This window comes from Pseudomonas sp. B14-6 (genome assembly GCF_013260315.1).
Lineage (GTDB): Bacteria > Pseudomonadota > Gammaproteobacteria > Pseudomonadales > Pseudomonadaceae > Aquipseudomonas > Aquipseudomonas mandelii.
On the sequence record NZ_CP053929.1, the window covers coordinates 2,903,789 to 2,917,372 of the forward strand.

General features: G+C 60.0%; 9 protein-coding genes and 2 pseudogenes. 10 read left to right on the top strand and 1 reads right to left on the bottom strand.

Features of this window, described 5'->3' with window-relative positions:
* Nucleotides 1-354: 354 nt before the first annotated feature.
* The 3 genes and pseudogenes from HP062_RS31480 to HP062_RS13265 form a co-directional block, all read left to right on the top strand.
* Nucleotides 355-1,314: pseudogene (locus HP062_RS31480) on the top strand (chemotaxis protein); the annotation flags it as partial.
* A 378-nt stretch (nucleotides 1,315-1,692) separates the two neighbouring features.
* Nucleotides 1,693-2,220: pseudogene (locus tag HP062_RS31485) on the top strand (methyl-accepting chemotaxis protein); the annotation flags it as partial.
* Between the two features lie 163 nt (nucleotides 2,221-2,383).
* Entirely contained in the window at nucleotides 2,384-3,721 is a 1,338-nt protein-coding gene (locus tag HP062_RS13265) for a CoA transferase (RefSeq protein ID WP_172791518.1), read from the top strand.
* A gap of 128 nt (nucleotides 3,722-3,849) precedes the next feature.
* Here HP062_RS13265 and arcD (HP062_RS13270) read toward each other — a convergent pair whose 3' ends face one another.
* Entirely contained in the window at nucleotides 3,850-5,277 is a 1,428-nt protein-coding gene (arcD, locus tag HP062_RS13270) for an arginine-ornithine antiporter (protein WP_083375891.1), read from the bottom strand.
* 428 nt (nucleotides 5,278-5,705) lie between these two features.
* Between arcD (HP062_RS13270) and arcD (HP062_RS13275) the strand changes: the two genes are divergently transcribed.
* The 7 genes from arcD (HP062_RS13275) to gcvH all read left to right on the top strand — a co-directional run bounded on the left by arcD (HP062_RS13275) (nucleotide 5,706) and on the right by gcvH (nucleotide 13,576).
* Nucleotides 5,706-7,133, top strand: coding sequence for an arginine-ornithine antiporter (arcD, locus tag HP062_RS13275; protein ID WP_172791519.1), 1,428 nt, complete (start codon nucleotides 5,706-5,708; stop codon nucleotides 7,131-7,133).
* Nucleotides 7,134-7,168: 35 nt separating this feature from the next.
* A complete protein-coding gene (gene arcA / locus HP062_RS13280) occupies nucleotides 7,169-8,425 on the top strand; it encodes an arginine deiminase (protein ID WP_083375889.1) in 1,257 nt (418 codons plus the stop codon).
* A gap of 69 nt (nucleotides 8,426-8,494) precedes the next feature.
* Entirely contained in the window at nucleotides 8,495-9,505 is a 1,011-nt protein-coding gene (locus tag HP062_RS13285; protein ID WP_010457417.1) for an ornithine carbamoyltransferase, read from the top strand.
* A 179-nt stretch (nucleotides 9,506-9,684) separates the two neighbouring features.
* Entirely contained in the window at nucleotides 9,685-10,614 is a 930-nt protein-coding gene (arcC, locus tag HP062_RS13290) for a carbamate kinase (protein ID WP_172791520.1), read from the top strand.
* Nucleotides 10,615-10,626: 12 nt separating this feature from the next.
* Nucleotides 10,627-10,989: a DUF5064 family protein gene (locus HP062_RS13295; protein WP_077748701.1), complete on the top strand. Its 363-nt coding sequence runs from the start codon at nucleotides 10,627-10,629 to the stop codon at nucleotides 10,987-10,989.
* 242 nt (nucleotides 10,990-11,231) lie between these two features.
* Nucleotides 11,232-12,740 carry a sigma-54-dependent transcriptional regulator gene (locus tag HP062_RS13300; protein ID WP_010457423.1) on the top strand — a complete coding sequence of 503 codons (1,509 nt, stop codon included), beginning with the start codon at nucleotides 11,232-11,234 and terminating at the stop codon, nucleotides 12,738-12,740.
* A gap of 452 nt (nucleotides 12,741-13,192) precedes the next feature.
* Nucleotides 13,193-13,576 carry a glycine cleavage system protein GcvH gene (gene gcvH, locus HP062_RS13305; protein ID WP_154501450.1) on the top strand — a complete coding sequence of 128 codons (384 nt, stop codon included), beginning with the start codon at nucleotides 13,193-13,195 and terminating at the stop codon, nucleotides 13,574-13,576.
* Nucleotides 13,577-13,584 lie beyond the last annotated feature (8 nt).

The window sequence follows — 13,584 nt, forward strand, 5'->3', positions numbered from 1 at the left end:
TTGAATGGCGCTGAATGGACTTGGCGAACCGGGTCGACATCGGCCCACAGCCAACAATTCATCCCTTCGCGAGTTCGCCCTATGTTCGACTCTCTCTCTATCCGTCTGAAAATCGTCTTGCTGTCCGGCCTGTGCCTGCTTGGCGTGGTCGCGTTGATCGTCGGTATGAACTTCTACCAGACCAACCAGAACGATGAGCTGGTCAGCGCCTCCAGCCGCAAGATGCTCACCACCAGCGTGCAGGACCTGCTCCAGGCCAAGGCCGCCGAGCAAGCGGTGCGGGTGCAGAAGACATTTGGTGAAAGCCTGTTGGTGGTGACTGCCCTGGCCGATCAGATCAATGACATGCGCGCCATGGCCGCCAAGCGTTCGCTTGAGGCCGGGGCCCTGCGTGAGGAGTTGAACCAGAGCCTGAAAACCGCGTTTGAGCGCAACAGCAAAGTGCTGGGGATCTGGCTGGCGTTCGAGCCCAACGGTCTGGACGGCAAGGACAGCGAGTTCGCCAACGATGCGGCCCGCCAGTCCAACGAATCCGGGCGTTTTGCCAGTTACTGGAGCCGTGCCGGTGGGGCCGGGATCAACACGATCATGGTCGAAGACGACATGACCAAAACCACCCTGAGCCTCAGCGGCACGCCGTACAACAGCTGGTACACCTGCCCTCGCGACAGCAAACGCACCTGCTTGCTGGACCCGTATGCCGACACCGTCGGCGGCAAGGAAATGCTGATGACCACCATTTCCGTCCCGCTGCTGGTGGACGGCAAATCCATCGGCGTGGTCGGTATCGACATCGCCCTCGACGCCCTGCAAGCGGCCGCGGTCGATTCCCAGCGTGACCTGTTCAACAGCGCCGGGCACATGCTGATTGTCTCCGGCAGCGGTGTATTGGCTGGTTACAGCGTCGATGCGAGCAAGGTCGGCAAAGGCATTGATGCGACCCTCGGCGCTGACGGCAAGGACATCCTGCAACTGCTCAGCGGAGGCACGCCGAAGATCCTCGAACAAGGCGAAGTGATTCGTGCGGTGTACCCGGTCAGCCCGATCAGCGACTCCAAAGCCTGGGGCGTGGTGATTGACCTGCCCAAGCAAGTGCTGCTGGCCGATTCGGTCAAGCTGCAAGCGGTGCTCGATGACGCCCAGCAAAGCGGCACGATCAAAGCGGTGCTGGTGGCTGTCGCGGCAGGCCTGTTCGGTCTGTTGCTGATCTGGCTCACCGCGTCCGGCGTGACCCGGCCGATCAACAGCGTCGCCGAGATGCTCAAGGCGATTGCCAGCGGCGACGGCGACCTGACCCAACGCCTGCACTACAGCAAAAAAGATGAACTGGGCGAACTGGTCAGCTGGTTCAACCGCTTCCTCGACAAGCTGCAACCGACCATCGCGCAGATCAAACAAAGCATCACCGACGCTCGTGGCACCGCCGACCAATCCTCGGAAATCGCCCGTCAGACCAGCGAAGGCATGCAGGTGCAGTTCCGCGAAATCGACCAGGTCGCCACAGCGTCAAACGAAATGAGCGCCACCGCCCACGAAGTCGCCAACAGTGCGTCGAACGCGGCCAATGCGGCTAAAGGTGCGGATCAATCGGCGCGCGATGGCATGTCGATCATCGAGCGCAGCACCCGCGACATCAATCAACTGGCCGACGAAGTCAGCAAGGCTGTGACCGAAGTCGAGGCGCTGGCGGTGAACAGCGAGCAGATCGGTTCGGTGCTGGAAGTGATCCGCAGCATTGCCGAACAAACCAACTTGCTCGCCCTCAACGCGGCGATCGAAGCGGCCCGTGCCGGCGAAAGCGGTCGTGGGTTTGCCGTGGTGGCCGACGAAGTGCGCAACCTGGCCAAACGCACCCAGGACTCGGTGGAAGAAATCCGCGTCGTGATCGAGCGCATCCAGACCGGCACACGCGGCGTGGTGGCCACCATGCATTCGAGCCAGACCCAGGCCCACAGCAACGCCGGACAGATCCAGCAAGCGGTCCAGGCCTTGGGCAAAATCAGCGACGCGGTCACCGTGATCAGCGACATGAACCTGCAAATCGCCAGCGCCGCCGAACAGCAGAGCGCGGTGGCCGAAGAGGTCAACCGTAACGTCTCGGCGATCCGCACCGTCACCGAAACCCTGACCGGCCAAGCCACCGAATCGGCGCAGATCAGCAGCCAGCTCAACTCGCTGACCACCCACCAGATGAAATTGATGGATCAGTTCCGGGTGTAACAGCCACAGCCCTGTAGGAGCGAGGCTTGCCCGCGAAGGGAGCGCTGCGGTTTTCAGATAGACCGCATTATCGTTCTTCGCGGGCAAGCCTCGCTCCTACAGGTTTCATCCGCTTTATCACCTGTTTGATCTATGCTCGGGCTCTCGTTCCGGAGGGCCTTCGATGACTGGTTTACTCACGTCCATTCAAGCCGCGCTTGGCTTGTCTCACACGCCAATTCCCTTTACGTCGAGCGGCGCCCTGCCCTCGGCGTTTGCCGTCACTGATCTGGCCTGTGCCAGCATCGCCGCCGCCGGCCAGGCAGTCAGCGAATTACTGCAACAACACACCGGTCGCTTGCCCAGCCTTGAAGTCGACCGCCGCCTGGCCTCTTTCTGGTTCGCCACCTCGATCCGCCCCGTGGGCTGGAGCGTTCCGCCGCTGTGGGACCCGGTGGCCGGGGACTACGCGACCCAGGACGGCTGGATCCGCTTGCACACCAACGCGCCGCATCACCGCGCCGCCGCCGAAAGCGTGCTCGGCACTTGTGCCGACCGTGCGGCGATGGCGAGCAAGGTTGCGCAATGGGCGAAAACCGATCTGGAACAGGCCGTGGTCGATGCCGGTGGTTGCGCCGCCGAGATGCGTAGCTGGGCACAATGGCAGGCGCATCCCCAAGGCCTGGCGGTGAACGCCGAGCCGTTGATTCAGTTCAGCGCCGGCAGCGGTCAACACGCGAAACCCTGGAAAGGTTCTGTGGCGCAACCGTTGGCAGGCATCAAGGTGCTGGACTTGACCCGCGTGTTGGCCGGCCCCGTCGCCAGTCGTTTTCTCGCCGGCCTCGGCGCCGATGTATTGCGCATCGACCCACCGACCTGGAACGAACCCGGCGTGGTGCCCGAAGTCACGTTGGGCAAACGCTGCGCACGGCTGGACCTGCACAACAACGACGATCGAGCGGTGTTCGAAAGCCTGCTCAAGGACGCCGATATCGTGCTCCACGGCTACCGCGCCGACGCACTGGAAAAGTTGGGTTACGGTGTCGCCGAGCGGGAAAAACTGGCGCCAGGCCTGATTGATGTGTGCCTCAACGCCTACGGTTGGAGCGGCCCGTGGCGTAACCGCCGTGGCTTCGACAGCCTGGTGCAGATGAGCAGCGGCATTGCCGACGCGGGCCGGCAGTGGAAGAAAGCGGACAAACCGACGCCGCTGCCCGTTCAGGCGCTGGATCATGCGACCGGGTATTTGATGGCGGCTGCGGCGATCACGTTATTGGGACGGGGTGGGTCGGCCAGGTTGTCGTTGGCGCGAACGGCGAAATTGTTGATTGAAAACGGTGCAGGGACGGATGAGGCGCTACGAGCTGAAGATGAAAATGAAAATGATCAGGGGATGTTGATCGAGCAAACGCCTTGGGGGCCGGCGCATCGGCTTCATGTGCCTTTGAAAATCACCGGCACACCGTTGCAGTGGACACTTCCGGCTTCGGAATTGGGTGCCCATCGCGCGCAGTGGTGGTGACCGTCAGATAGCTATCGCGAGCAGGCTCGCTCCCACATTGGATCTGCGTCGAACACAAAACCTGTGGGAGCGAGCTTGCTCGCGATGGGGCCAGAACACTCAATACAAAACCGGTGCCAGCCGCCACCTCACAACGACAGCAACCCGCTGTACAACCCATACGCCGCCAGCCCCGCCCCGCTGATGACGCAGGTGAAAATGCCTTTCTCGATATGGGTAAACAGCGGCTCGCCTTGCTCTCGCTTGGCCTTGGCAAACAAGATCACCCCCGGCGCATACAACAACGCCGACAGCAGCAGATATTTCACCCCGCCCGCATACAACAACCACACCGCGTAACCCAGGGCGATGCCGCCGATCATCAGGTCCTTGGTCCGCTCGGCCGACGCGTGTTCGTAGGTTTCGCCGCGTCCGCTCAACAGCACCGCATACGCCGCCGACCACAGATACGGCACAAGGATCATCGACGACGCGAGGTAGATCAGGCTGGTGTAAGTGCCTGCCGAAAACAGCGTGATCAGCAGAAAAATCTGGATCATCACGTTGGTCAGCCACAGCGCATTGACCGGTACATGGTTGGCGTTTTCCTTGGTCAGAAAGGCCGGCATGGTCTTGTCTTTAGCCGTGGCGAAAAGGATTTCGGCGCAAAGCAGCGCCCAGGACAACAATGCACCCAACAGCGAAATCGCCAGGCCGATGCTGATCAGCAGCGCCCCCCAAGGACCGACAATGTGCTCCAGCACCGCCGCCAGTGACGGGTTTTGCAGGGTGGCCAATTCCGGCTGGCTCATGATCCCCAGGGATAACACGTTCACCAGCACCAATAACGCCAACACGCCGAGAAAACCGATCACCGTTGCCCGGCCGACGTCCGAGCGTTTCTCCGCCCTGGCCGAGTACACACTGGCGCCTTCAATGCCAATGAACACGAACACGGTGACCAGCATCATGTTGCGCACCTGCTCCATGACACCGCCGAAATTCGGGTTGCTGCGTCCCCAGATATCGCGGGTGAAGACGTCCGCCTTGAAGGCCACGGCGGCGATGACGATGAACATGATCAGCGGCACGATCTTGGCCACGGTGGTCAGCTGGTTGATGAACGTCGCCTCCTTGATCCCGCGCAGCACCAGAAAATGCACGGCCCACAGCAGCACCGAGGCGCAACCGATGGCGATCGGCGTGTTGCCCTGGCCAAACACCGGAAAGAAATAACCGAGGGTGCTGAATAGCAACACGAAATAACCGACGTTGCCCAGCCAGGCGCTGATCCAGTAACCCCAGGCGGATGAAAACCCCATGTAATCGCCGAACCCGGCCTTGGCGTAGGCGTACACCCCGGAATCCAGTTCGGGTTTGCGATTGGCCAGGGTCTGGAACACGAAGGCCAGGGTCAGCATGCCGACCGCAGTGATCGCCCAACCAATCAATATCGCCCCGGCATCGGCACGCGCCGCCATGTTTTGCGGCAAGGAAAAAATCCCGCCGCCGATCATCGATCCGACGACCAGGGCGATCAGCGCACTGAGGCGAAGCTTTTGCGTCGTTTGCACCATCTTGCGTCCCTTTTTTACGGCATGGCCATTGAGGCATAACTTTAACTAAATGGATAACGGGTTTAAGCGTTTATTAACTAACGGAAAATAACGCCTTCTATTTATAGCCGATAATTCTATGGGATCGGTGTGTAACAGTTTTGTATGTCAATTTTGATAAATCCCTTCCACACCGAAAACAGATGACAAAATTGGCAGAAAGCCAAAACCGGACTAAGGTCAAAATTCAAAAGTGCTATGCATCATTCACGCCTGAACTGGCCGAAGCCTCTGGAAAGGGCTTTTCCAGCGATATCCTTATGCCCGTAAAAGTTTCATAAGTCTTTCATTAACAATGGAATGTGTCGATGTACTGATCTATGTCAGATGTCTGAATAGCTAACAGCATTAATCTGCTGTCTCTTTTCTCCTGCATTGGAGGTCATGCAATGTCTGAATCCCCCGGTAAACTGAAACTCGGCGCACTTGTGGCGCTGGTTGTCGGCTCAATGATTGGTGGCGGGATCTTCTCTTTACCGCAAAACATGGCCGCCAGTGCCGATGTCGGTGCCGTGCTGATCGGTTGGGCGATTACCGCGGTCGGCATGCTGACCCTGGCCTTCGTGTTCCAGACCCTCGCCAACCGCAAGCCTGACCTGGACGGCGGTGTCTACGCCTACGCCAAGGCCGGTTTCGGCGACTACATGGGTTTCTCGTCTGCCTGGGGTTACTGGATCAGTGCGTGGCTGGGCAACGTCGGTTATTTCGTGTTGCTGTTCAGCACCCTCGGCTATTTCTTCCCGATCTTCGGCGAAGGCAACACCGTCGCTGCGGTGATCGGCGCGTCGGTGCTGCTCTGGGGCGTGCATTTCCTCGTGTTGCGCGGGATCAAGGAAGCGGCGTTCATCAATCTGGTGACCACCGTCGCCAAGGTCGTGCCACTGGTGCTGTTTGTGCTGATCGCGATTTTCGCCTTCAAACTGGACATCTTCACCGCCGACATCTGGGGCCTGAAAAACCCGGACCTGGGCAGTGTGATGAACCAGGTGCGCAACATGATGCTGGTCACCGTGTGGGTGTTCATCGGCATTGAAGGCGCGAGCATTTTCTCGGCCCGGGCAGAAAAACGCAGCGACGTCGGCAAGGCCACCGTGATCGGTTTTATCACCGTGTTGCTGTTTCTGGTGCTGGTGAACGTGCTGTCGCTGGGCATCATGACCCAACCGGAACTGGCCAAACTGCAGAACCCGTCGATGGCCGCGGTGCTGGAACACGTCGTCGGTCCATGGGGCGCCGTGCTGATCAGCGTCGGCCTGATCATCTCGCTGCTCGGGGCGCTGCTGTCGTGGGTGCTGTTGTGTGCGGAGATCATGTTTGCCGCCGCCAAGGACCACACCATGCCGGCGTTCCTGCGCAAGGAAAACGCCAAACAGGTGCCGGTCAACGCCTTGTGGCTGACCAACGCAATGGTGCAGCTGTTCCTGGTCATCACCCTGTTTTCGGCCAGCACTTACCTGTCGCTGATCTACCTTGCCACCTCGATGATTCTGGTGCCGTATCTGTGGTCCGCGGCTTATGCCCTGCTGCTGGCGGTGCGTGGCGAGAGCTATGAAAACGCTGCGGCTGAACGTCGCAAAGACCTGTTCATCGGTGCCGTCGCGTTGATTTACGCGGTCTGGCTGATCTATGCCGGCGGCGTCAAATACCTGCTGCTCTCTGCCCTGCTCTATGCCCCCGGCGCGATCCTGTTCGCCAAGGCCAAGATGGAGCTCAACAAACCGGTTTTCACCAACATCGAGAAGCTGATTTTCGCCGCTGTTGTCGCTGGCGCCCTGGTGGCGGCCTACGGCCTGTATGACGGCTTCCTGACCCTGTAACACTCGACTCATTTGTCATCTGGAGGATCACTGTAATGACCACCGAAAAAGTTAAGTACGGCGTCCATTCCGAAGCCGGCAAACTGCGCAAAGTCATGGTTTGCTCCCCAGGCCTGGCCCACCAGCGGCTGACTCCGAACAACTGTGACGAACTGCTTTTCGATGATGTGCTGTGGGTGGCCCAGGCCAAGCGTGACCATTTCGACTTCGTCACCAAGATGCGCGAACGCAACGTCGAAGTGCTGGAAATGCACAACCTGCTGACCGACATCGTCGCCATCCCTGAAGCCCTCGACTGGATTCTGGAACGCAAGGTCACCGCCAACTCGGTCGGCCTCGGCCTGATCAACGAAGTGGGTTCGTGGCTGCGTAGCCTGGAACCGCGGCATATCGCCGAGTTCCTGATTGGCGGTGTCTCCGCCGATGACCTGCCGGACAGCTTCGGCGGCAAGACCATCCAGATGTTCCGCGACTTCCTCGGCCACTCCAGCTTCATTCTGCCGCCGCTGCCCAACACCCAGTTCACCCGCGACACCACGTGCTGGATCTACGGTGGCGTGACGCTGAACCCGATGTACTGGCCGGCGCGACGTCAGGAAACCCTGCTGACCACCGCCATTTACAAATTCCACCCACAGTTCACCAACGCCGATTTTGAAATCTGGTACGGCGACCCGGACCAGGATCACGGCAGCGCCACCCTGGAAGGCGGCGACGTGATGCCCATCGGCAACGGTGTGGTGTTGATCGGCATGGGCGAACGTTCGTCCCGACAGGCCATCGGCCAACTGGCGGTGAACCTGTTCAAGCACAACGCCGTGGAGAAAGTCATCGTCGCCGGCCTGCCGAAGTCCCGCGCAGCGATGCACCTGGACACTGTGTTCAGCTTCTGCGACCGCGACCTGGTGACGATTTTCCCGGAAGTGGTAAACCAGATCGTCGCCTTCACCCTGCGCCCTGACGACAGCAAGCCGGGCGGCATCGACATCCGCCGCGAGGAAACCAACTTCCTCGACACCGTCGCCAAGGCCCTCAACCTCAAGGCGCTGCGCGTGGTGGAAACCGGCGGCAACAGCTTCGCCGCCGAACGCGAGCAATGGGACGACGGCAACAACGTGGTGGCCGTGGAGCCCGGCGTGGTGATCGGCTATGACCGCAACACCTACACCAACACCCTGCTGCGCAAGGCCGGTGTGGAAGTCATCACCATCAGCGCTGGCGAACTGGGGCGCGGCCGTGGCGGCGGCCACTGCATGACCTGCCCGATCATTCGCGACCCTATCGACTATTAATTTTTATGCCCTGCTTCGCGCTCATAAAGCGCGAAGCAGGCGGATAACCGAAACCCAAGGAGATCCAAAATGGCTTTCAATATGCGCAACCGCAGCCTGCTCTCGCTGATGCACCACACCACTCGCGAGCTCAACTACCTGCTGGACCTGTCCCGCGACCTCAAGCGCGCCAAATATACCGGCACCGAGCGTCCGCACCTGCAAGGCAAGAACATCGCGCTGATCTTCGAAAAAACCTCGACCCGCACCCGTTGCGCCTTCGAAGTCGCGGCCCATGACCAAGGCGCCCACGTCACCTACATCGACCCGGTGTCGTCGCAGATCGGCCACAAGGAAAGCATGAAAGACACCGCCCGCGTGCTGGGGCGGATGTTCGACGCCATCGAGTACCGGGGCTTCGAACAGGAAATCGTCGAAGAGCTGGCCAAGTTCGCCGGCGTACCGGTGTTCAACGGCCTGACCGCTGAATTCCACCCGACACAAATGATCGCCGACACCCTGACCATGCGTGAGCACAGCGACAAGCCGCTGCACGACATCAGCTACGCCTACCTTGGCGACGCCCGTTACAACATGGGCAACTCGCTGCTGATGATCGGCGCCAAACTCGGCATGGACGTGCGCATCGCCGCGCCCAAAGCCTTGTGGCCGCACGCTGATTTCATCGCCCAGTGCAAAGCCTTCGCTGAGGAAAGCGGCGCACGCATCACCATCACCGAAGACCCGAAAGAAGCGGTCAAGGGCGTGGACTTCATCCACACCGACATCTGGGTGTCGATGGGTGAGCCGGTAGAAGCGTGGGACGAGCGCATCGAGCAACTGCTGCCGTACCAGGTCAACGCCGCGATGATGAAAGCTTCCGGCAACCCGCGGGTGAAATTCATGCACTGCCTGCCGGCGTTCCACAACAGCGAAACCAAGGTCGGCAAGGACATCGCCGCACGCTATCCGCACCTGGCCAACGGCGTGGAGGTGACTGAAGAAGTCTTCGAATCGCCGGCCAACATCGCCTTCGAGCAAGCGGAAAACCGCATGCACACCATCAAGGCGATCCTGGTGTCGGCGTTGGCGGATATCTAACGGCCCACCCGGCTCTCCCGGCTGGAACAAAGCCCCTGTGGGAGCGAGCCTGCTCGCGATAGCGGAGTAACAGTCAACGTCTCTGTTGAGTGTTAAATAGTCATCGCGAGCACGCTCACTCCCACACTGATCGGGTTTCACCAGGGAGACCGAGTCACCTCATCTAGAAGGACTGCATTATGCGTATCGTCGTTGCTCTGGGCGGTAACGCCCTGCTCCGCCGTGGTGAACCCATGACCGCGGACAATCAACGCGCCAACATCCGGATCGCCACTGAACAGATCGCCAAGATTTATGCTGGCAACGAACTGGTGATCGCTCACGGCAATGGCCCGCAAGTCGGGTTGCTGTCTTTGCAGGCCGCCGCTTACACCTCGGTTTCGCCTTATCCGCTGGACGTACTCGGCGCCGAAACCGAAGGCATGATCGGCTACATCATCGAACAGGAGCTGGGCAACCTGCTGGACTTCGAAGTGCCCTTCGCCACCTTGCTGACCCAGGTCGAAGTCGACGCCAACGACCCGGCGTTCCAGAACCCCACCAAACCCATCGGCCCGGTCTACGCCAAGGCCGAAGCGGAAAAACTTGCCGCCGAAAAAGGCTGGGCGATTGCCCCGGACGGCGACAAATACCGTCGCGTGGTGGCCAGCCCGAGACCGAAACGCATCTTCGAAATCCGCCCGATCAAATGGTTGCTGGAAAAAGGCAGCATCGTGATCTGCGCGGGCGGTGGCGGCATCCCGACGATGTACGGCGCCAGCGGCAAACTGCAAGGCGTGGAAGCAGTGATCGACAAAGATCTGTGCTCGGCGCTGCTGGCCGAACAGCTGGAAAGCGATCTGCTGGTGATCGCCACCGACGTCAACGCCGCCTGCATCGACTTCGGCAAACCGACCCAGAAAGCCATCGCCCGAGCCCACCCTGACGAAATGGAAAAACTCGGCTTCGCGGCCGGCTCCATGGGACCGAAGGTGCAGGCCGCCTGCGAGTTTGCCCGCCATACTGGAAAAACCGCGGTGATCGGTTCACTCTCGGACATCGAAGCAATCGTCCAGGGCAAGGCCGGCACGCGCATCAGCACGGCGACACCTGGCATTACTTATTTATAAGGAGAAACGTCAATGGCAACGTTCGCCCCCGGTCACTTGCACATCGAGCGCCACGCGCTGACCTCGGATGATGTCAGCTACAACCTGCACTTCGACTATGAGGTCAGCAATAACGACAAAGGGGAAAAAGGCATCCAGTTCACCATGCATGGCAGCATTCAGGGAAAGGATATGAGCGAAACCTTCTTTCTACCCAAGGTTGAGGCCTACAACTTCGCCAACAACATAACGAATATCGCCGAGAAGTACGGTATTCCAAGGACACACAGCCAGATCGGCTCGGTTCACAAAAATTACGACGAGGTATTTGAAGACATTCGGAAGAAGCTGGATATGAAATCCGGCGACCCGGTAGATCTCAAAAACTTTGAGTAGCCTGCGTCCCCTTGTGGGAGCGGGCCTGCTCGCGATGACGGACTTTCATTCGCTATGGATGCCGACTGAAAGACTGCGGCCCCACGACCTGTAGGAGCGAGGCTTGCCCGCGAAGCTTTTAGCGGTCTTGATGGCCTCTTCGCGGGCAAGCCTCGTTCCTACAGGTTGAACACGTGCATTTCACCTGAGACCCGCCCCAAGGCATACTTGCCCCCTCCGCTTGCCAGATTGAAAACCGCCCCATGCGTATCCACGTCAGCTTCATCGACCGCGTCGGCATTACCCAGGAAGTCCTGGCCCTGCTCGGTGGGCGCAATCTCAATCTGGATGCGGTGGAAATGGTCCCGCCCAACGTGTACATCGACGCTCCGACCCTGAGCCCGGACGTGCTCGAAGAGCTGCGCGATGCGTTGCTCAGCGTGCGTGGCGTGCAAGCGATGACGGTGGTCGACATCCTTCCGGGGCAACGGCGGCACTTGCAGCTCGATGCGCTGCTCGCCGCCATGACCGACCCGGTGCTGGCCCTGGACAGTGACGGCAAAGTGCTGCTGGCCAACCCGGCGCTGATCGCGTTGTATGGTCGCGAACCGGCCGGTGAAAGCGTCGCCGATCTGTTTGCCGACCCGGCGCTGCTTGGCGTATTGCTCGAAAACGGCTTCCGCCTGCCGCTGCGCGAGATCACCGTCAACGGCCAGACCCTGCTGCTCGACGCCACCCCGATCACCGACGCCGGCGCCCTGCTGACCTTGTATCAACCGAACCGCATCGGCGAACGCCTCTCGGCGCTGCACCACGACCATGCCGAAGGTTTCGACGCGTTGCTGGGCGAGTCCCCGGCGATCCGTACCCTCAAGGCACGCGCCCAGCGCGTGGCAGCACTGGATGCGCCGTTGCTGATCCAGGGCGAAACCGGAACCGGCAAAGAACTGGTGGCGCGGGCCTGCCACGCCATCAGCGCCCGGCACGGTTCGCCGTTCCTGGCGCTGAACTGCGCCGCATTGCCGGAGAACCTCGCCGAAAGCGAACTGTTCGGCTACGCCCCTGGCGCCTTTACCGGTGCGCAACGGGGCGGCAAACCGGGGCTGATGGAACTGGCCAACCAGGGCACGGTATTTCTCGATGAAATCGGTGAAATGTCGCCGTACCTGCAGGCGAAGTTGCTGAGGTTCCTCAACGACGGCAGCTTCCGGCGAGTCGGGGGTGATCGCGAGGTAAAGGTCAATGTGCGAATCCTCAGCGCAACTCACCGCAACCTGGAAAAAATGGTCAGCGAAGGTTCGTTCCGCGAAGACTTGTTCTATCGCCTCAACGTCCTGAATGTCGAAGTCCCGCCCCTGCGCGAACGCGGTCAGGACATCCTGCTGCTGGCGCGCTATTTCATGCAGCAGGCCTGCGCACAGATCCAGCGCCCGGTCTGTCGTCTGGCGCCCGGGACTTATCCTGCACTGCTGGGTAACCGCTGGCCGGGCAACGTGCGGCAATTGCAGAACGTGATCTTCCGTGCGGCGGCGATTTGCGAAAGCAGCCTGGTGGACATCGGCGACCTCGACATCGCCGGCACCTCGGTGGCGCGCCAGAGTGACAGCGATGTCGATAGCCTGGAGCAGGCGATGGAAGAGTTCGAAAAGACGCTGCTGGAAAAACTCTACGTCAGCTACCCCTCTACCCGGCAACTGGCCAGCCGCCTGCAAACTTCCCACACGGCGATAGCCCATCGACTGCGCAAGTACGGCATTCCCAATAAGCCGTGAGGCCGGATATACAATCTCCCAACCGGCACAAAACAACTGTAGGAGTGAGCCTGCTCGCGATAGCGGTGTGTCAGTTGCTGCATGTGTTGACTGACACACCGCTATCGCGAGCAGGCTCACTCCTACAGGGTTTGTGTCTGGCCTGAAGACCTGTTTAAAAACGACCTCCATCTGTACTGAAAGCGCTACAGCGGAACGATATCGCTACACCCTCCCCTGATCACCGCTGTGCAAGGCTTTGATCCACCTAGGCTTTTTTCTTCGCCTCTTGCTGTAGCGATTTCGCTACAGTCATCAATCTATCGCGCATCGCAATATCAACTAAGCCATTGATTTATAACGATAAAAAAACATTGGCCGCGAAATTGCTTAGTAACCCGCCATAAAGCAGGGCTTTAGCCCAAGCATTCCATCGCGTCTACCAGACAAGTCTGGCCCCCTTAGGAGTTTCCATGAGCGAGTTGCGTTTTACTGAAGATCACGAATGGCTGCGCACCGAAGCTGACGGCAGCGTCACTGTCGGCATCACCGCCTTCGCACAGAACGCCTTGGGCGACGTGGTTTTCGTACAACTGCCTGAGCTGCAGTCCTACGACAAAGGCGCCGAAGCCGCCACCGTGGAATCGGTAAAAGCCGCCAGCGGCGTGTACATGCCTTTGGACGGTGAAGTGGTCGAGACCAACCCGGCCCTCGAGAGCAGCCCTGAACTGGTCAACGAAGATCCGCTGGGCGAAGGCTGGTTCTTCCGCTTTAAGCCAACCGACGCCTCGGCTGTCGCCAAACTGCTGGATCAGGACGCTTACGACCGTCTGATCAAAGCCAACGCCGAAGCCTGAGGAGCGCT